Source organism: Planctopirus limnophila DSM 3776 (assembly GCF_000092105.1).
Lineage (GTDB): Bacteria > Planctomycetota > Planctomycetia > Planctomycetales > Planctomycetaceae > Planctopirus > Planctopirus limnophila.
Map to the genome: position 1 here is coordinate 642501 of NC_014148.1, position 20565 is coordinate 663065.

General features: G+C 52.6%; 13 protein-coding genes (1 of these 13 cut by a window edge). 9 read left to right on the forward strand and 4 right to left on the reverse strand.

The annotated features are described in order from the left end of the window. Positions 1-398 carry the 5' portion of an AraC family transcriptional regulator gene (locus PLIM_RS02755; RefSeq protein ID WP_230849379.1) on the reverse strand. 460 nt of this gene lie to the left of the window's left edge, so only the first 398 of its 858 coding nucleotides appear in the window; its start codon is at positions 396-398; its stop codon lies off the left edge, out of view. A 21-nt stretch (positions 399-419) separates the two neighbouring features. Between PLIM_RS02755 and PLIM_RS02760 the strand changes: the two genes are divergently transcribed. From PLIM_RS02760 to PLIM_RS23995, 4 genes are all read left to right on the forward strand, one after another. Then, positions 420-3611 (forward strand): DUF1553 domain-containing protein, encoded by a 3192-nt coding sequence (locus tag PLIM_RS02760; RefSeq protein ID WP_013108796.1) that lies wholly within the window; start codon positions 420-422, stop codon positions 3609-3611. Between the two features lie 6 nt (positions 3612-3617). Further along, entirely contained in the window at positions 3618-5075 is a 1458-nt protein-coding gene (locus PLIM_RS02765; RefSeq protein WP_013108797.1) for a DUF1501 domain-containing protein, read from the forward strand. A gap of 327 nt (positions 5076-5402) precedes the next feature. Then, positions 5403-5762: a cyclic-phosphate processing receiver domain-containing protein gene (locus PLIM_RS02770; RefSeq protein WP_013108798.1), complete on the forward strand. Its 360-nt coding sequence runs from the start codon at positions 5403-5405 to the stop codon at positions 5760-5762. 244 nt (positions 5763-6006) lie between these two features. Beyond that, positions 6007-6366, forward strand: a complete 360-nt coding sequence (locus PLIM_RS23995) for a hypothetical protein (RefSeq protein ID WP_148226951.1) — start codon at positions 6007-6009, stop codon at positions 6364-6366. A 630-nt stretch (positions 6367-6996) separates the two neighbouring features. Here PLIM_RS23995 and PLIM_RS02785 read toward each other — a convergent pair. Next, positions 6997-8145: a VWA domain-containing protein gene (locus PLIM_RS02785; protein WP_013108800.1), complete on the reverse strand. Its 1149-nt coding sequence runs from the start codon at positions 8143-8145 to the stop codon at positions 6997-6999. Between the two features lie 573 nt (positions 8146-8718). Here PLIM_RS02785 and PLIM_RS02790 point away from each other — a divergent pair. From PLIM_RS02790 to bioD, 5 genes are all read left to right on the forward strand, one after another. Next, positions 8719-10599, forward strand: coding sequence for a DUF1549 and DUF1553 domain-containing protein (locus tag PLIM_RS02790; protein WP_013108801.1), 1881 nt, complete (start codon positions 8719-8721; stop codon positions 10597-10599). 117 nt (positions 10600-10716) lie between these two features. Beyond that, positions 10717-12036: a DUF1501 domain-containing protein gene (locus tag PLIM_RS02795; RefSeq protein ID WP_013108802.1), complete on the forward strand. Its 1320-nt coding sequence runs from the start codon at positions 10717-10719 to the stop codon at positions 12034-12036. A gap of 323 nt (positions 12037-12359) precedes the next feature. Continuing rightward, a complete protein-coding gene (locus PLIM_RS02800; RefSeq protein WP_013108803.1) occupies positions 12360-12968 on the forward strand; it encodes a sigma-70 family RNA polymerase sigma factor in 609 nt (202 codons plus the stop codon). A 131-nt stretch (positions 12969-13099) separates the two neighbouring features. Further along, positions 13100-15781: a DUF1549 domain-containing protein gene (locus PLIM_RS02805; RefSeq protein ID WP_013108804.1), complete on the forward strand. Its 2682-nt coding sequence runs from the start codon at positions 13100-13102 to the stop codon at positions 15779-15781. Positions 15782-15813: 32 nt separating this feature from the next. After that, positions 15814-16551 (forward strand): dethiobiotin synthase, encoded by a 738-nt coding sequence (gene bioD / locus PLIM_RS02810; protein ID WP_196349516.1) that lies wholly within the window; start codon positions 15814-15816, stop codon positions 16549-16551. A gap of 47 nt (positions 16552-16598) precedes the next feature. On the opposite strand, the gene PLIM_RS22280 is transcribed toward bioD, so the two are convergent. Together PLIM_RS22280 and PLIM_RS02820 are read right to left on the reverse strand one after the other, a co-directional pair. Next, positions 16599-17537, reverse strand: coding sequence for a leucine-rich repeat domain-containing protein (locus tag PLIM_RS22280; protein ID WP_013108806.1), 939 nt, complete (start codon positions 17535-17537; stop codon positions 16599-16601). Then, entirely contained in the window at positions 17504-20422 is a 2919-nt protein-coding gene (locus tag PLIM_RS02820; protein WP_013108807.1) for a hypothetical protein, read from the reverse strand. Before PLIM_RS02820 ends, PLIM_RS22280 begins: the two co-directional genes overlap by 34 nt. Positions 20423-20565: the final 143 nt, after the last annotated feature.

Consider the following 20565-nt stretch of genomic DNA (forward strand, 5'->3'; position numbering starts at 1 on the left):
CTGTGAATGACTTGCCAGAGCTGGCCACCTAACGGTTTACGACTCTCCATGACGCGCTGGTCTTCAGCAATGTAGGCCTCAGCCATGACCGGTGGATGAAAGTCGAAGTCGGATCGACCAATCGCCTCAGACTCGCGAGAGAGTCCATGTTTCTCCAAGAAGAGATGATTGACTTTGACAAACCGGCTGTTTCGATCTTTGGCGTAAAAGTAGGTCTGAGGCATCGAGTCGAACAGGCTCATGAGCGACTCGGCCAAAGGCTGGCAACTGAAAAATGCTTTTTGGAATTGGCCGGCATCGTGGTCCATGGTCAAAACGTACCACGGCCAGAAGCGGAAATACAAGACTTTCCACTTCTGGGTGCTAGGCTTGCAGATGATTGAAAGTTGTTTCTTCATGATTTACCCGGTGAGTCTCCCATGAAAACCATCTCTGTCTGGCTCCTGGTTGTCGCGATGAGTCCGAGTCTTTTGGCTGAGGAACTCTCGTTCAATCGTGACATTCGTCCGATCCTTTCTGAGAATTGTTTCCAGTGCCATGGGCAGGATCCGCAGCATCGAGAAGCTGATTTACGACTGGATGTGCGTGAAGAAGCGATTAAAGACCTGGGAGGCTACCGAGCGATTGTGCCGGGAAAGCCGGAATCCAGTGAATTGGTGGCTCGGCTGATCTCCCATGATCCCGACAAGAAAATGCCTCCGCCAGCTTCGAATCGGCTGGTGACCAAAGAGCAGATAGAAACCATCAGGCGTTGGATTGAAGAGGGGGCCAGTTACCAGATCCACTGGGCTTACCTGCCACCGCAGAAATTGAAGCTGCCTGAGGTGCAAAATCCATCCTGGCCTCGCCAGCCGTTTGATCGATTGATTTTGTCTGGCCTGGAAAAACAGGGGATCGTTCCATCTGCCGAATCGTCACCCGAAGTTTGGCTGAGGCGGGTGAGTTTTGACTTAATTGGCTTGCCCCCCACTCCAGACGAGATCCGCACATTTGTAAATGATGTGGCTCAGCGACAGGAAGCGGCTTACGAGCATGCCGTTGATCGTCTGCTGCAATCGCCTCATTTCGGGGAACGCATGGCGATGGAGTGGATGGATATCGCACGCTACGCCGATTCCCACGGTTTCAATAACGATGGCCTGCGGAGCATGTGGCGATGGCGTGACTGGGTTATCGACGCCTTCAATGACAATATGCCTTATGACCGGTTTGTACTCGAACAACTGGCCGGCGATCTGCTCCCTGCACCCACACTTGAGCAACAGATTGCCACGGGTTTCTCAAGAAACCATGTGATCAACAGTGAAGGGGGCATCATCGACGAAGAGTATCGTGTCGAATATGTCGCTGATCGAGTGCGTACTATGAGTACTGCCTGGCTCGGTTTGACGACCGAGTGTGCCCGTTGTCATGATCATAAGTTCGATCCGATCTCTCAACGGGATTACTATCGTTTGTTCGCCTTCTTTAACAATGTCGCAGAGCATGGCGAGGACGGGCGAACGGCTAATGCTGTGCCGATGATTCCTGCTCCCACTCGCGAGCAGCAAAGAGTACTGGCAGATCAGAGAGATCGATTGCGATTGCTGGATGCTGAGATTGCCGATTTGCAGAAATCGCCGGAGCTCTTGATAGACTCAAGTGATCTCTTCGAGTCCAAAGCGACCTCTAAAGAAACCAATGATGATTGGCAATGGTTGCTGGAATCTGGCGAGGCGAGAGATCGTCAGGTGGGAAATGGAATTTCTTTCAACGCCAGTCAGCCGCTGATTCAAATTGCGGCAAAAAACCTCCCCTTCAGCAAACATAAGCAGACCATTCTCTCGCTGTGGATTAAGCCGAATTCAGATAATTCAGACGAGGTGGCCATCCTTTCCTCGATCGATTACGGCGGCTCCCCCGCTGATACTCAATATGGAAAAGGGCGTGAACTGCGATTGGTGGATGGAGAGCTGGAATGGCGTGAGAGCAGTCGCCTCCCAGTCTATTCACGAATCGTCATTACAGAAGGGGCGTCAGTCAGCCCGGAACAGTGGAGCCAGATTGTTGTCATCGTGGGGGGAGACAACAACGCTGCTGCGGTTCGGTTTTTTGTCAATGGGCAGGAAGTCGCTACGCACAGTTTATATGACGGTCTGATCAATGAAGCTCCTGATAAAGATGTGTTGATCGGTAGAGACAATGCCAAAGACAGTGTTCGATTTCTAGGTCAGATCGATGAGTTGCGCTGGAGCCAACGCTTACCGACGAGCGAAGAGATTCGCGACGAGTTTCTCAATGAAGCGATCCCCTATGCACGATCTCATCCGAAGTGCGAAACCTCTCAATCGTGGTTAATGACGGCAAGATCATTAATTCACGCGAAGTTAAGAACGCTGATTGATCAGCGGTGCAGGCTATGGGAGGAGCATCTCGCATTACGCCGGGAGTTGCCAACCACTATGGTTATGAAAGAACTCGGCGAAGCCCAGGATATGCATGCTCCCCTGGATCAATATAGCGATCGATACAGCAATCGATACCGCAAAAGATATCTTTCTCAGGGACCGCGCAAGACCTATGTGCTCACCCGGGGCAATTATGACGCACCTGGGGAAGAAGTTGACCCGGGGGCACTGGAGACTTTACTGGCTCCCTGGCCAATCGATGCGCCGCGAAATCGTCTTGGTCTGGCACGCTGGTTGACCCAGCCGCAACACCCTTTAACTTCACGAGTCGTTGTGAATCGATTTTGGGCTCAACTGTTTGGAGTTGGCCTTGTGAAGACGGTCGAGGATTTCGGGTCACAGAGTGAGTGGCCCAGTCATCCTGAACTCCTCGATTGGCTGGCCCGTGATTTTGTCGATTCAGGATGGAACGTCAAATCGCTCATGAAATCGCTGGTGCTTTCAGCCTCTTATCGCCAGAGCAGTGAAACGACACCGACAGCGGTGGCGAGGGATCCTGAGAATCGGCGAATTGGACGCGGGCCACGTGTTCGATTACCTGCTGAGTTAATCCGAGATCAAGCATTAGCCATATCCGGGTTACTCAAACCTCAAATCGGCGGCCCCAGTGTGTATCCTTATCAGCCAGATAAGCTCTATGACGGTATTGTGGTTGGTACTGAATATCCGGGCTCCAGGTGGCAATTGAGTCAAGGAGATAATCTCTATCGACGAAGCTTATATACGTTCTGGAAACGAACTGTCACCCATCCCGCCATGCTGACGTTTGATGCACCAGATCGTGAAGTCTGTACAGCCCGTCGCTCGCGAACAAATACGCCTTTGCAAGCTCTCTTGCTGTGGAATGAAACCGGTTATCTGGAGGCCTCCCGGAAGCTTGGTGCCCGCATGATCAAAGAAGGTGGTGACGAAGATTCCTCTCGAGTCTCCTTCGCCTTTCAATTGGCAACAGGTCGTTTGCCCGTTGCGGCTGAGTCAGAGATTCTGGTCAAGACGCTGAAGCGGTTGCGTAATGATTTTGAATGTCGTCCGGCAGATGCGGCAGCGTTTATTCAAATGGGTGCCTCACCGGTCGATCAATCCATCGCACCGACGGATTTAGCGGCAGCTATGGCCGTCGCCAATATGATCTTAAATCTCGATGAAACCATTACCAAGAATTGAGTGACCATGCACAGAATACCTGGCTATGAGCATATTTCGCGTGGTGATTTTCTATCGAAGCTGGGCCTGGGGATTGGTGCTGCGGGGCTGATGCACCTGTTGGGCGAGCCCGAGGTGCAAGGCTCGCCAGCCGATCGATCCACAAAGCCTGGGCTGCCTGGCTTGCCTCATTTTGCACCGACAGCAAAACGAGTGATCTGTTTATTTCAATCGGGTGGGCCGTCTCATCTGGATCTCTTTGATGATAAGCCTGTGCTTCGCGAGCGATTTAACGAAGATCTCCCGGATTCGATTCGGAAGGGGCAACGCATCACAGGGATGGTGGCCTCGCAAGCCAGGCTCGCCTGCCAGCCCAGTAAATGGAACTTTTCTCCCTGTGGCCAGAGTGGCACAAAACTGAGTGAGTTGCTGACTCATACCGGGACCATCGCTGATGACATCTGTTTGATACGCTCAGTCCACACCGAAGCCATTAACCACGACCCTGCCATTACTTTCTTTCAGACGGGCAGCCAGTTGCCTGGGCGTCCGAGTATGGGGGCCTGGACAGACTATGGTTTAGGTTGTGCCAACGAAAATTTGCCATCTTTTGTGGTGCTGATTTCTGTCAACAAGGAGCGGCCCGGGCAAGGGTTGCTGGCCAGATTGTGGGGCAGCGGATTTTTGCCGAGCGAACATCAGGGAGTTCAGTTTCGCGGCTCGGGTGATCCTGTCCTGTATCTCAGCGACCCCAAGGGAATCAGTCGAGAAAACCGTCGCTGGATGCTTGATGGAATTCAGGAACTGAATCAGCAGAGTTTCGCCAGAATCGGTGATCCAGAAATTGAAACTCGCATTGCTCAGGCGGAACTGGCCTACCGCATGCAAAGTAGTGTCCCCGATTTAATGGATCTTAATAACGAACCCGAGCATGTGCTGAACAGTTACGGCGAGGATGTACACGTTCCTGGCAGCTTTGCCCGTAACTGTCTATTGGCTCGGCGATTAGCTGTGCGAGGTGTGCGATTCATTCAACTATACCACCGCGACTGGGATCATCATGGTGGTATTCATGATCGACTGCCGCCGATGGTCAAAGATACCGATCAAGCAAGTGCTGCATTAGTGAAGGATCTCAAGCAGGCCGGATTGCTGGATGAGACTCTGGTCATCTGGGGTGGTGAGTTCGGGCGTACTCCTTATGCTCAAGGAAGTGCCAGGCTGGATGCGTATGGCCGGGATCATCACGGCAAAGCGTTTTCAATCTGGATGGCAGGTGGTGGGATCAAACCGGGAATGTGCTACGGAGAGACCGATGATTTTGGATTCAATGTGGTCAATCAACCCGTTCATATCCATGATTTACAGGCGACGATCCTGCATTGCTTAGGGATTGATCACACGCGTCTGACCTACCGATTCCAGGGTCGGCAATTTCGTTTGACCGACGTTCATGGCCAGGTGGTGAAGGCGATTCTGAAATAGGCTCCGGGTTTTTCGTAGATTTCATTGAACCCCAAGTTCCAACTGAGGTCATAGTGATTTCCAGAAAAGGATTTCTGGCAACAAAACCTTGTTTGTGGGTTTCGTTGTCCGTTGGCTCACACGTAGGAAATCGAAGAGCAACGAGTGAGAATGGACCAGCCACCTTGATCTCCTCACCGTAAAAGATGCTGAATAGAATGGTCACCGATGGAGGATTCAGGTCTGCTGTGGTTTTGCCAGCCCGCAATAAATCGGAATGTTTATCGGGGCGACCCTGCGAGGGAGGCTCTGTTGGCGATTGACGCTGTATTCCAAGGACAGCTCTGAATGATCGATCTCTGGCTGGATGACGAGCGCGATCCTGAAGACCCTCGGGTCCAGGAACTCTTCAATGCCGATGCGGGCATGGTCTGGGTGAAGACCGTCGATGCGGCCATGGCCCGACTGCGGCAAGGGAATGTCGGCTTCATCTCGCTGGATCACGATCTGGGAACAACCGCGACGGGCTACGATCTTGCCTGCTGGATCGAACAGCGGGCCTTCCACAATGAACTCCCTCGCCTCGCCTGGCGAGTCCACTCAGCCAACACCGTCGGAGCAAGTGCCATCCGCCGCGCCATGGAAAATGCCGACCGCTATTGGATCGATCACGAACGGAATGCATCTGAGCCAGAGTCGTCTCTTTGAGCAGCAGAGACGATATATCGCACGTTTCGTTATTGCATCTCTGGTCAACCATTTCCTTGCTGGCCGTCTTATGCGAAACTGCATCAAAGCCATAATTGCGGCGTTGCCGGGCAAGCATGTTCTGTGAGATTATGATTGACCAACACCCTAAGTGCACTTGGCATGCTCATCCAAAGCTATGAGTATGCCACGGGTGGTTTGGAAGCTGAGTGTGCCTCCGGTTGCTGCCTAAAGTCTCCTTTGGATGTATCTTCCCGAAAAAAACGGAAATTCAAAATGGGTCACGCTGTGTTCTGCCATAATCAAAAGGAGTGCATTACCTATGATATTAAAAAATATTGTCGTGTTTGCGATACTGTCTATTCCGTCGTTTAGCGGCGTATCCTGTATGGCCGAACAGAGTCAGGATAAATCCGAATGGTTTGTCAGACCCACATCTCCTGAATTTCCAAGAACATTTGGCGCACACTACACCACTGATCTTCACCGCTACCCTGGCTATGGATTGGTCGTCTGGAATTATGATACGAATCGATATCAAGATCAGGCAGGCGTTTCAGCACAGATCTTGGCGGCAGCAAGGAAATGTCGTCAAGATTTTTGAAGAGCCTATCTCTCCGGGAAAACTGCTGTATATGACGCAGATGGTTCATTTCGTAATGACTGGCTCGCGGATAAGCCGAACATCATCCGCTTCGAACCCAATTACTTGGTAATTTTGCTTCGTGATGTATCCCCTGAAGGCAAATATAAGACTGCAAGTAGAGATTTTTATAATGCTGGAGTCGTGGTGAGAGCATCAGATGTATTTAATGACTCGATGTCTCTGGCAGATGTTGTTCAGCATGGCTTTACTTCCAAGAGAGTGTGTCATGTTGATCCTAGTCCCTCTTTGCCCGAATACGCTCTCATTTATGATATTATTGAAAGGTTTCGAGTCTCCCGAGATAGAATTATGTTCTCTTCAGGAGATCAACCTTAGATGCTGATTATCTTTTATGAGTGCTGTGCATCGCAGCCATTGTGCAATGCTCGTGACGGTGCCGGGGAAAGCATATTCTGTGAGAGTATGGTTGACCAACACCATTCGTGCACTTGGCATGCTCATCCAAAGCTATGAGCATGGCACGGGTGGCCTGAATGCTGAGTATGCCAGTCGGCCTCAGGCAAGCCGTTGATAAGTCTATGGAACGAATGGTTGTGCGTCTGAAGAAAATCTCACTCAATAGACGTCTTACCTCGCCATGCGTTTTTTGCGGCCTTTAATGAAGCTCTCAATGACGAGGTTTCCCAGGTCGCCGGCGTTGCAGTAGGCTGAAATGCCGCCGGTGACTTCGGCCATGCGTTGAACGAAGTTGACCAGTTCGAGGTAGAAGTAATCTTCAATGAGTGCGAAGCTGGAGATGCTGATCCCTTCTGCCGCACAGCGTTTGGCTTCTGCTAAAGTAGCCAGCGCGGTCTGTTCGCTGGGAGGGTAGATCAGCATGAGATCTCTGCCCTCGACATGGGCTGTGGGCTCGCCATCGGTGACGATGAGGATCTGTCGATTCTGAGTGGGCTGCTTATTGAGAATTCTGCGGGCGAATTGCAGCCCTGCATGGATATTCGTGAAGTGTTGTGGCACGAATGCCGGTGAATTATCCAGAGAAATGCGCAGCCGGATGCGTGGGTCGTACATGCTGACAGGTTTGGGGGCCGAGGCAAAGAGTTCTTTGGAGCTTAATGGGCTGGCGTAAGTATAGAATCCGACGATCTGGAGAAAATCTCCTTGGTAGCGCCCGTTGATCAGGGCCTGTAAAGCCATGGCGACGCGTTTGGCCGACCCGTATTTACCCATGCGAGTCATGCTGCCGGACATATCGACCAGGAGGACTGTGGCACAGTTGGTCTGATATTGCTGATCGTAAAGAACGAGGTCGTCTTCCTGGATGTGGATCTGCCGGTTAGCAAGTTTGCCTTCCCGGGCGTGACGAGACATGGCAGACCGCATGGTTTCGTGCAGGTTGAGATTGGAGATGGCGTCTCCGAATTCGTATTTCTTGGATTCATCCTGCAAGACTTCGCCCGGGCCGCGAAAATCGACCTGATGTTTGCCGAAGGAATCTTTGCGTTGGACCTGGAAGAGTTCATCGAGGGCCCGATTCTCGACGCGTTTAAGACCTTTGGGGGTGACGGAGTACCGTCCTTCGCGGTCTTTCTCGACGAGACCCTGGCGGATGAGCATGTCGACGACATCGGGCTGTTGCTCTTCCCAGTCACTCAGGTTGTCGAGGACTTCGTCGCCGTATTGCAACATATACTCGGAGAGTTGGTCGAAGAGTTCGTCGGCCGATTGCGGGGAGAACGCGTTGTTTTCGTCATAGCGTGAGTATCGAAAATCCATGAGTTTTTCCCACGACGGAACAATCGACCAGCTGACCAGTCTCTGATACTGCGACTCTTGGCTGTATTGTAGGCGAGTTGAGGCTGCGGGCGTGCATTTCTTTTGGGAGCAAAACGACAGGGACTTGCTTTACGAAAGTGTGAACGTAATAACAGTGTTTCGGCCAATTGGTGTGTGTGGAGTGGGATTTCCACGAACCTCGACTCATTTTCTCAGGTAATACCAACAGAGTGTGTTATTGGCATTGTCTCGGGCATCGGCTTTCGTGTGGAAAAAATAGCGGGTAGCAGCGGAGGGGTGGGGAAGTAGTCCTTAGCGTAACCTCCTGAAAATTTTGCAGTTCAGTTGGTTTTTTGGTGTTGTGACTGAGGTGCAAGTTCGCGACGATGGAAAAGTGTGTTTTTCAAAAAAGCTTTTGTGGTCAATAATGATTCTGTTTCTCGACTGTCGTCGATTCTGCGTGTGAGTTGGTGATTGTTGAGCTGAGTGAGTTGTTCAGAAATATGCTGGTCGTTTGCAGGAAGCTGTGAAGTCGGCCGTTCACTTTAGAGCCTTGATTTGGGCGGAAAACCTATGACAAACAATGATTCTCAGGCAAAAGTCGGTTCAAGCTGGCGAAAAGCTGGTGTGCTGGCCTGTGGGCTGTCGCTGGCAGTTTCGGCGTTTTCCGGTTTCTCTCTGTTCGCTCAGGGGGCCCTGTTGGCTCAGGAGATGGAAGCCAAGCCGGGGATGTCTGACAAGCCGGGGATGTCCGATAAGCCGGGGATGCTGAAGCCGGGTGCGAAAGCGGCAGAGATGAAGGGTGACATGGAGGCGATGGATGGGCCTGCCATGAAAGCTTCGGGACCCAAGGCTGCTGGTGGCGGTGATGATCTTCCTGCCCGCGTTAAGCCTGCGACGAATAAGCCGGGTGTGCGTACTGCAGCGGCCGATCCTGTCGTGCAATTCATCAATGAAAGTCTTCGCCAGGGGTGGAAGGACAACGATGTTGAGCCTTCTCCGATGGCCGATGATGCCGAATGGATCCGCCGGGTGTACCTCGATATTGTCGGGAGAATCCCCTCGGCTGAAGAAGTTCAGGATTTTGTGGCAGACAAAAGCAAGACCAAGCGATCGGAGCTGATTGAAGCTCTGCTGGAAGATCCGGGTTATGTGCGGAACTTTACGACCATCTGGACGAACCTGTGCATTGGTCAGCGAACACCTCGCCGTGTCAGCCGGACGGGGATGCAGAAATTCTTCCGAGAAGGATTTGCCAAGAATCGCCCCTGGAACGAGATGGTTTTTGATCTGGTCTCAGCTGAAGGTCACTTCGAGAAGAATGGAGCGACGAATTTCATTCTGGCGCAAATGCAGGACAACGATGATGGCGTCCAGCTGACAGCCAAGACCACTCGTCTTTTCATGGGGATGCAGGTTCAGTGCACACAATGCCATAACCATCCGTTTAACGAATGGAAACAGGATCAGTTCTGGCAGTTCAACAGCTTTTTCCGTCAAGTCCGCAAAATGGATCATCAGAAGCTTGACCCTCGAACCGGGCGGCAGGTGGATGATTACTCTGAAGTTCTTTTCCGTGACTTCAGCGGGCCGGTGTTTTTTGAGAAACGCAGTGGTTTGATGCAGGTGGCCTATCCGATTTATCTCGGAGCGGAAGTTGATGCCAGCGAAGGAGTTGACCGCCGAACAGAACTGGCCAAGCTGATGACGTCTGGCGAAAAGCCTCTCGTCGCAACAGCTTACGTCAACAGGATGTGGGGGCACTTCTTTGGCTACGGGTTTACCCGGCCTGTCGATGATATGGGCCCACATAATCCATCTTCCAATCCCGCACTGCTGGATCGGTTGTCGGATGAGTTTGTCAAAAGTGGTTACGACTCTCGGCAGCTCATTCGCTGGATTGCGAATGCCGAGGCCTACAGCCTGACGAGCCGGGGGATTAAGAAGAACGAACGAGACAACCCAGCCGCTGGCGAAACTCCTTTGTTCAGCCATATTTACGTCAAGCCAATGCGGGCAGAGCAGCTCTATGACTCGCTGATTGTCGCGACGAATGCTCATAAAACCGGTCGTGCCGGTTGGGAGCAATCGGAAGAGCAGCGGCAGGAATGGCTCCAACAGTTCGTCCAGGCTTTTGGTACTGACGATAACGAAGAATCAAGTGGTTTTGACGGTACGATTCCTCAGGCCCTGATGATGATGAACGGGCCGCTGACGCGTGATGCAGTGGCTTTGAAGCCTGGCTCACATTTGGCCGAAGTTCTTGCAGGTAAAGGGAATGAGCGACAGAAGCTCAATATCCTCTATCTGTCGGTTCTCAGTCGGATGCCGACTGCGGCCGAGTGGGCTCGATTCCAGAAATATGCTTCGAGTTCGGGCGGAAACCTGATTCCGGTTTATCAGGATATGTTCTGGGCTTTGCTGAATTCGAACGAATTTATCTTCATTCACTAGAACATTCCGCGGTTTCAGTGCGTTATTCAGTAGAGAAATCTACAAAGTCAGTCGAGTCAGTCAGTCGAGTTCTTCAAACAAGTTCAATTTGTCAAATTGAGAGTCGGAGATCAGTTTATGTCAATTTTCCAGCCTGACGGTATGAGTCGCCGACACTTTGTGCGGCACCTGGCAGCGACAGCTGCAACAATTCCGGCTCTTGAATTCATCTCTCATGTGCGGGCCAACGCAGCAGAGCTGAAGAAGAACCAGAAGTCTTGCATCCTCATGTGGATGAGTGGTGGCCCCCCCACCATCGACATCTGGGATCTCAAGCCTGGCTCCAAGAATGGTGGCGAATTCAAGCCCATTTCGACGAAGGGCGATCTGCAGATCAGTGAGCACATGCCCAAGACGGCTCAGGTGATGAATCATCTGTCAGTCGTGCGTGCCATGAGCACCCGCGAAGCTGACCATGGTCGCGGCACTTATTTCATGCACACGGGCTATGTTCCAAATCCGACTGTCGTGCATCCATCCTTCGGCTCGGTGGTGAGCTACGAACTGGGAACCAAGCGGAAAGAGCTGGAAATTCCAGCCTTTGTCTCGATTGGCGGCGGTCGTGAAGGAACAGGCCCAGGCTTCCTGGGGATGTCCAACGCTCCCTTCGTGGTGGATTCGAACGGCGGCATTCGCAATGCTGACTTGAATGGCGTGTCAGCCGGTCAATTGGGTCGCCGCCTGGATATGCTGGGTTCTGTTGAAGAAGGTTTCATCAACTCACAGCGTGGTGAGTCTGGTCAGTCTCACAAGGAGATTTACCAGAAGGCTGTGAATCTGATGACTTCGAAGCAGATGGACGCTTTCAAGGTGGCTCAGGAATCGCCTGAAACATTGGCTCGCTACAGTCCAACACCTAATGGTAATGCCATGGGTGGTGGTATGGGTGGGATTAGTGGCTTTGGCCGTGGTCTCCTGATGGCCCGTCGCCTGGTCGAATCCGGCGTGCCATTTGTGGAAGTCGATTTCGGCGGCTGGGATCTCCACAACGATGTCTTCAATTCGCTGAAGAATCGTATGCTGCCCCAGTTGGATGCCGGGATTTCCGCTCTGGTCACAGACCTCAAAGAGCGTGGTATGCTCGATAATACCGTCATTGTGTGGATGGGTGAATTTGGTCGTACACCTCGAATCAACCAGAACACTGGTCGCGATCACTGGGCAGCCAGCTGGTCCACGATGATTGGTGGCGGTGGTCTGCGTGGTGGTGTGGCTGTTGGCGAGACCGACAGTGACGGCATTGCAGTAGCCAGCGGCAAGAGCTACCTGCCCGGAGATATCTGGGCCACAGCAGCACATGCTCTGGGGATTCCTCTGGATACCGTGCACACTTCGAAGCGTGGACGCCCGATGAAAATTGCTAACGGTGGAACACCAATCAAGGAATTGATTTCCTAGTTGACGCTGAATGTTGTAGTGCTTCAGCTTGAGAGGTGCTGGTTGATGTGAGTTAACGTCAGCTCGGTGCTGATTCAGGTGAATCAATACATAGTTCAATTGCGGGGAGTGAGGCATGGCCGAGCTCCCCGCCTGTGTCTTGCCCGGCTGATTTTCCGGGAAGCTAAAGAACGGCTGGCGGCGGCGAATCACGACGGAGACAGTTGCCTGAAAGGATTTTCTGCCTTCGTGGTGCCGGGTTGATTCATTGGCTTGTCTGCTCTTGCTATCTCTGAAATGTCGATGTCATGAGTCCATCCACATCCAGTCCGTGAAAATGCGGCATGAGTACTTCACCGTCTGAGCAATTTGAGCCTCAAGTCAATCCTGGTGAGGGGGTTGAGGCGTTGACTTTTCAGAAGGACAACGGCTCTGAACCAGCTTCACAGGCTGAGTTTGTGCAGCTGTTTACAAGATCTCAAAGACGATTGTACTTATATATATTGTCCCAGGTGCCGCATCCGGTTGAAGCTGAAGAGATTCTGCAGGAAGCCAATGTGATCGCCTGGACAAAATCGTCTCAGTATCGCAGTGGCAGTAATTTTTTTGCCTGGGTCTGTCAAATCGCCCACTTGGAGATACTTAAGCATCGCAGTCGGCAGAAGCGAACGAAACTCAGATTCAGCGATGAGTTTATTGAGCAGGTGGCCAGTGAGGTGGTCGAACAGGTGGATGAACTGGAGTCTCGTCGGCTGGCTTTAAAACATTGTCTGGGAAAATTAAGAGATAAAGACCGAGATCTGATTGAGTCCCGCTATGCTCCTGGTGAGCGTGGTAAAGATCTGGCTAGCCAGATTGGGCGACCAGCCAATTCGGTCTATCAATCATTGGGAAGAATTCGCCGTACACTCATGGAATGCATTCAGCGGCAACTGGCCGTTGAGTTTCATTGAGTTCGATCTGTCGTTTTGCTTATCCCGAGGTATGCATCGGAAATTACCTGTAGAACCTGTGAACTGATAGAGAGATTGATCTGATCGAGGCTGATCTCGTAGAGACATCGAGACATAGAGAACTGAGAAGTATGTCGACCTGGAATGATGAACTCTGGCAACTGCTCGAAGCATTGTGCGAAGATCGCATACATGCCGATGAGCTTTTGCGGCTGGAGCAGATTGTTCTCTCGTCGAAAGAAGCCAGGCTCTTTTATATTCGATACATCGACCTGCATGGCTCACTCTATTGGAACGCGGCTTTTGGTGCTCGGCAGGACGAAGTTTCTCCAACGGCTGATGGAGACTCCTTGCTGGCTGCAACTGCTGAAGCTGGTTCTGACGATACCGATGCTGAAGTTAATCGAGGTTTGCAATCTGAGGAGAGCCCGGGTGAGTTGACCTGGGAGCAGTTCTCATCACTAATGGTCGAGAACATTTCAGAAAATGAACCTCTGGTGTCAGTATCGACCGATACGGAAGTTGCTCTACCGGAGACGAAAGATACTCTCGGGCCCGAAGGTTATCTCTGGCAGGAACTCCCCTCGAGGTTAACGGCTGTTAAAGCGGTGCCAACCGCATCTCAGTTGTCTCCTGCCGGGAAATCGACTCCAGGTTCGATCTCCTGGCTGAGTGGGATGTTCGGAAATCGCAAGTCGCAACGCAGTCGACGCCTAAGGAAATGGGTGAAATCAACGGGCTCTGCATATGCAGGTATTGCTGCTGTGCTGCTGGTGTGTTTGTCGGTCGCTTACTGGCAACCGATTTCTGGACAGAGCGGCCAATTTCTGGGGAGCTTGTGGAAGCCGGCTGCCAAGCTTGATTCGCCACTGGCAAGTCATTCGGATCTGTCGACATCGGATCCGGCCGGCTTGCAAACAAAGGGAGATACCACGGCACATCCTGCTGCTGAGATTAATGGGCCGCTCAATCGTTCCAATTCCGAAGCGACAGCTCGAACGAACGGTCGAACACCGGTGGCATTGCCACTTTCAACACTCGATAAGCCTCAGGGAGTTTCGCAGGCCAATCCGACAGAGGAACTGATTGCACAGCGAGCTCAGGCTCTTAAAGAGCAGCAGGCGATGGCTGAAGAGGCTGCACGGATTAAGTCGCTCTCGGAATCTGTCAGTGCGTTTGTTAAGTCGCCCTCCAAGCCGTCGATCGCCTTTACTTATCCTCAGGGTCGGTTATCGAGTGTCCAAGTCGTCTCTCAAGTGAATGAGTACCTGACGAAGACCTGGAAAGAGCAGAACCTTACGCCGGCTCCATTGGCGAGCGAGGCTGTGTGGCATCGCCGAATCTATCTGGATCTTGTCGGCCATATTCCCACATCAGCAGAAACCGAGGCCTATCTGTCGGATCGTTCTCCAGGGCGTCGAGAACGGCTGGTGGACCGATTGCTGGACGATCCTGGATTTGCCCGATATCTGGCGACGACTTGGACGAATCTTCTCGTCGGTCGGCATGAGCTGGAGACAGCCGATCGACAGGCTTTGCATGAATACCTGCGTGTCAGCTTTGCAGGACATCGCCCATGGAACCGCATCGTCGAGGAACTTGTGTCGGCTAGTGGGCGTTCCCACGAAAATGGGGCGACGAATTTTCTGCTGGCCAACTTGAATCAAGATGCGTTAGCAGCCACCACCAGAACCTCCCGATTGTTTCTCGGGCAGAGCCTCGACTGCGTGCAATGCCACCAGCATCCCTTTGACGATGCCCGTCAGGCAAAATTCTGGGAATTGAACAGCTTTTTCCGTCAGGCCAGCAGTCGTCCCGTTCTCGTGCTCGATCAGCAGACGGGAAAACGGGTGCAGGTGGCTCACGAGTTATATGATCTGCCTGTCGCTGGCCCGGTTTATTTTGAGACGACGAATCAGACATCTGTCGCTGCTTTTCCGCGCTGGGCAGGGCAAGAGGTTGATGATTCTGCCACAACGCGTCGGCGGGTGGAGTTAGGTCGTATTCTGGCTGAAGATCATGATCATCAACTGGCACGTGCTTTCGTGAATCGCCTGTGGAGTCAGCTCTTCGGTCGAGGGTTTACGACTCCGGTGGATGATATGGGGGTTCACCAGCCGCCAGTCCATCCCGAACTGCTTGAGTTGCTGACGCGCAATTTCGTTCAGGAAAACTACAGTATTCGGGAACTGGTCCGTTGCATGGTGAACTCGAGACCTTACCAGTTGGCCTCGATCATGGAGTTAGATTCTGCTCCCAGGCCCCTGTCGAATGCCACAGGGAGTGAGTCAGCGGTTCAGGAGGAGTCCACGACTTTTGAATTCATGCGTGCCAGGCCCCTTTCTCCTGAGCAGATCTTTGATTCTTTTCTGATCATGAAAAGTCCTGTTCCTGGGCAACAGCAGTTCTGGATGGAAGCCATTGAAAAACGTCAGGAATGGATTGCACCTTTTATTCAACAACTTCCAACTGAAGAGAATCTTGAGACGAGTCTTTATGCTTCGCCATTACAGGAAGTGCTTACACTGATGAACGGCGATCTGACTCAAGATCTGCTTTCTGCCACATCAGGGACGCTTCTGGCGGAGACATTGAAGCGATATACAAAGGATGTCGATCGTGCAAATGCTCTCACGATGGCCATTGTGTCCCGCAAAGCGACTGAAACGGAAATGACCATTCTTCGAACTGCTTTGACGAAGATCGTGGGCAAAGTCAAAAATGGTGAAAATGCCGAAGTGCTGACTCTTGATCTCTGGCGTGATTTTGCCTGGGCTCTGCTGAATTCGTCAGAGTTTCGCATGAATCACTAGGCCCCTATCTGCCACATCCACGCATGCAATTTATGGCCTTACTCTCAAATCTCCGAGGTCTGTTCGTCACCGGAACCGACACTGATGTGGGCAAGACCTATGTCTCCTGTAGGATCATTGAGGCCCTGCTGAATACTGGGCATAACGTGGGTGCCTATAAGCCCGCCTGCTCTGGTGCCATTGTCTCCAGTCTGGCGCCTTCTTCTCAGCCCGAATGGCATGACGTCAATGAGTTATGGAGTGCCACCGGCCAGCGGTTTCCGAAATCGCAAATTTGCCCACAATGCTTTTTAGAGCCACTGGCACCACCTTTAGCTGCTGCCCGGGAAGGTCGCACAGTGTCGGCTCAGCAGCTGCGTTCTGGCGTCGATTGGTGGCTGGATCGAGTCGATCTGCTCCTGATCGAAGGGGCGGGAGGGATCTTTGCCCCGATCTCCGAGCAGGATGTAGTCCTGGATCTCGCTGTCGATCTCGGCTTTCCCATGCTGATTGTCGCACGCCCGGGCTTAGGAACCATTAATCATACACTGCTGACAATTGCCGCCATTCGGCAGCGGGGGTTACCAATTGCTGGCGTGGTGATGACGTCGGCATCGCCCTTTGACCAGCCATCGGTGATGGAGAACATCAAAGAAATCACAGCCCGCTCAGGAGTGCCAGTTCTCGCTGTGATAGAACCTGATCGACCCTGGCCCGTGACGATCGATCCCGCAGACTGCTTTTCTCACTCTCGAAACCTGACTCATCATGAGCCTACAGTTGGCGAATGAAAATCAATGCTTTCATGAAGCCGACTCTCTTCACTGTTTGCCGCATTTCATGGCCGGTTGGCTTCGGCCCAGAATTGTGCTGGTGTGCGCAGTGGAGTTTGTCCAAAATGAGTATCTAACTCTTTCAAAGAGGGCATCTGGCGAATCACTTCCAGGCCTGACTGAATCTTTTCCGGTGTGAAGATTAGCCGGTCGAGTTTCAGGCCGGCTAAAGGTGTCAGATCTTCGACGGCCGTCTCTCCGATATGCAGACGCTTCAAAGAGGTGTTTTTCGCGAGTGGTGAAAGATCTTTGACCGGTGTTTTATGCAAAGTCAGGCTCACCAGAGGCAGCCCTGCCAAGGGTGCAATCTCGGACACCTTTGTCTCATTGAGCCAGAGCATCTCCAATGGGGACTTGGCGAGAGGAGTGATGTCCGTGACCTGTGTTCCCAGCAGGTTCAATTCTTTCAAGGGGAGACCTTCGAGTGGTTTGATATCGACCAGGGGAGCGTAGGTAACCCACAAAGTGCTGATTGAAGAATTCGCCAGTGGAGAAAGATCTTTTACCTGACATTCTTCCAGGTAAAGGGCCTTGAGAGGCAAATCTTTCAGTGGTGACAAATCCTGAATCAGGCTGTTCCGAATCCCTAAGGCTTCCAATTTTGTGGAGGCCAGCGGTGACAGATCCACCAGATCGGCATTCTCAAATTCGGCTCGAACAATCTTCCCGTTTTCTTGTTCGGCGCGCATGTTCTCCAGACGCAGGAATGGATTTCGGGCTTTGAGATCCCGCTGAAACTTCTGCAAAGGATCTTCGGGTTGCTCGGGTGCCAAAGGGGCCATCGCCACATCCTGTGAGGGAGGATCGGGCATGGTCTCATGATCGGCTGCGGTTTTCGAACTGCCGCAACCGGGCTGGAGGACCACCAGGAGCTGCAAAGTCAAAGCGAGCCATGCGAGTCGAGCCGTTGTTAAAGTCCCTGGATTTGAAGTGATTTCCACCATGCCGATTCATTATCCCAGTTGTGGCCTTCATGTCGTACTTCGACAGAGAGCGGCAGTTTTTCTTGAGTATAAGGTGTGAGGTCAATGTTCAGCTCGACCCACTGATCTTTGCCAGAGATGATCCGCTCTTCAATTGAGCGTCCTTGAACGAGAATCACGAGTTTGAAATCGCGGTCATTTTCGGCTCGAACTTTGCCTGTCAACGTGACGGGGCGGTTTCCAGTTCGAGTGACATGGGCGAACATACGGAATGGTCGATTGGCCTCCAGCGGATGTGACCGGACGACATCATTTTCGCCTGCATATTGCCTCGCCCAATGGAGACCACCTTGAGAATTCATGGCGACAAACTGGGGAGCGACCAACTTGAGTAGCCTGCTGTAGTCTTCTTCCTGAGTGACAATTTCCTGAATCCCTTCCGGGAGTTTGGGAGATTCTTTGGAAGCCTGGAGCTTTTGCCGAATGCGAGTGACATCGTCGGGAGTCCGGGCCAGAGTGATGGAATCAAAATACGCGGCAGTTTCACCCGTCGTGGCGAATCCAAATCCTGTCAGTGAGATACTGCCAAAATCACTGAAGAGATCGCGCGAGACCCATTGCCAGTTTCGAGGCAAAGACCAGTCGACTCGCAGTGGTGCTCCTGCTGATTGCTTGGCATCACCGGCATCATAGGTGTAGCCATGTCGCATGCCGCGATCTTCCAGTGGTTTTCCCCCAGTTCGAGTGATAGCCGGTCGGCCACGTAGACGATCTAACGCCGCTTCGGCGATTTCATTTCCCAGGCGACCTTCATGGGCAATCATCAGCCGGATGGTTTCGCGGGATTTTTTGTCGTCGTCGATTTTTCTCCAGGCAAACGTAATAAAACGGAATTCACCCAGTTTCGGATGTTCGCGTATGGGAATTTCCTGGTTGTAAAGAGTTGGGCCACTGCGATCTGTGGGGCGTAATTCCAGGCTGACCTGTCCCGAATAGGGAAGATCGGGACTGATCCGGGCAGTTCCTTCTCCGGACGTTAACAGCGAGGCGAACTCCGCTTGTTCGTCAAAGACAGGAAGAACTCCCGGTTGGTGGGGTGTCAAAGCGACTCCACGAAAGTCAAATTCAGCCGCCTTGTCGTCAGTGAACAGTACGATTTCACATGAGGCTGTCTGGCCTGCCAGCGCGGGTATTGGGAACATGACAGGCTGTGGATCAATGGCCCCTTCACGCTTGGGTAATGTCGCCAGGCCAACCCCTTCTCCGTTCAAGCGAACTGCACAATAGATTTGGGCCTGTGTCTCAGCTTCTCGGGCCGCATGAATGACAATCCATCGATCGGTCGATTTGAGCTGAAGCCGACGCGTGAGGAGCAGCGTCTCACCACCAAGCCGGGCCAGACTGCGAAAGCGAGGTTCTTTTGTATTCCAATTCTCCAGTTGATTTCGCACAGCCACAGGAGCTGCCACCCGGCCATTTTGGTTCCATCCCGTCAGACTCCATCCCGACCAGCCGGAGATGAGCTGATAGGCTGCGGCTGAAGTCATTTCGCCAGCCGTCGTGGCGTTCAGCCTCAGTTGGGGTTCCATCCAGTTCGTAAAGTCTCGTAGATCGAGTGGATCGGCTCCGGGTGTGGAAGAGTTGGCCTGCATGTCAGTTCCCAGAACTAACTGGCGGGGACCACCGGCTGATGTGGGTATCGAGATCCAGTCGGTATGGACGGCAGACTCAGCTCCCGACTTCTCCCCACTCTCAAACAACGTAGATGTTGTTTCACCGGCACGCACACGAATTGTCGCGCTGGCACAGCCTCGCTTTTGCGCTGCAGGATCGAATCCCCACGCGGTGCGCAAGCCCTCGACAAAATCGGGAATCTGAAAAGTGATTTGGCTGGTGCCGAAGACTCCCCACCCGTTCTGGCTGAAATTTTCACCTGTGGTCAATCGAGTCCCATTGACACTGCTGTTCCAATTCGGTGACCAGCTTTTGCCAAAGGCTGGTGAGTAGACAATCTCTGCGGGATAAAACCAGCTCAAAGGTGGTTCAGTAACGATCCATGTCTGCCAGCCGATAACTTGCGGAAATCGAATCCATAAAGGATCCAGAGCCCATGCCGGTTGGATCAACTGATACCAGTCAGCTTGTCGATTGCGGTCGCCATAATGGCGTCCCTGTAAGCGCTGTGTCGATGTGGTTAACAGGCTGCCATCCATCGTCTCCAGACGAATCCATCGTCCTTTACCATTGGGCGTTAATGCGGCTGCGGTTTCAAAAAATCTCTGCCATTCGTCATCCAAGGGAAGATGAATTTCCGCCAGGTCTGACAGGGGAATTTCTTTGAGACCTGTCGCCGCCAGCAGGTTCACCGCCGAGTTGCTCCAGCGGCATGTGCGAAAGCTGATGCGGCCACCATTTCTCAACCAGACTGTTCCGGGCTGGTAAGTTTCTCCCGCCATGGCCTCCCACACGATGCGTCGTACGTGATTGGCTTGAACGCGGATGGTCTGTTGGTGCCGAGCTTCAGGGGGATAAACTGGTGCCAGCGGGCGCACCAGAAAATAGGCGGGCATCGTTTCGAAGGGATCTTCCAGCCCGTTCGACCAGCCCAGGACTTCGCCGGCCAGTCGATCACCTCCCGACAGTTCGACGCGAATGCCTCGACGAGCCGCGGGGGGAACTGGCGATCGCCATAGACTGACGACCGGATTCGAAGGCTCGAAGAGTCGCAGATCTCCCAGCCTGGGTTCAGCCGCTGGATCGTTCCAGTCCCGGAGTTGAGCCGGTCGAGAGGTACTGCCATCACTCCAGCGAGCCGTAAATTCGGCTTCTGCCGCCCACACAGAGGCGGCATGACTCCAGATCAGAATGCAAAACGTCAGCGGGAAAAGTCGTAGATCGAAACTCATGCGTCGTTAGCTCAGGGTATCGAAGCGGACGTTTTCTGGTGAATGATCGATAAGGTGGCATCGTTAATCATTCGGAAGGCCATCGAGGGATGCAAGTCTGGTGAAGTCGTCGATTTCACTGGCTTTGATCGTCCTCAGTAATG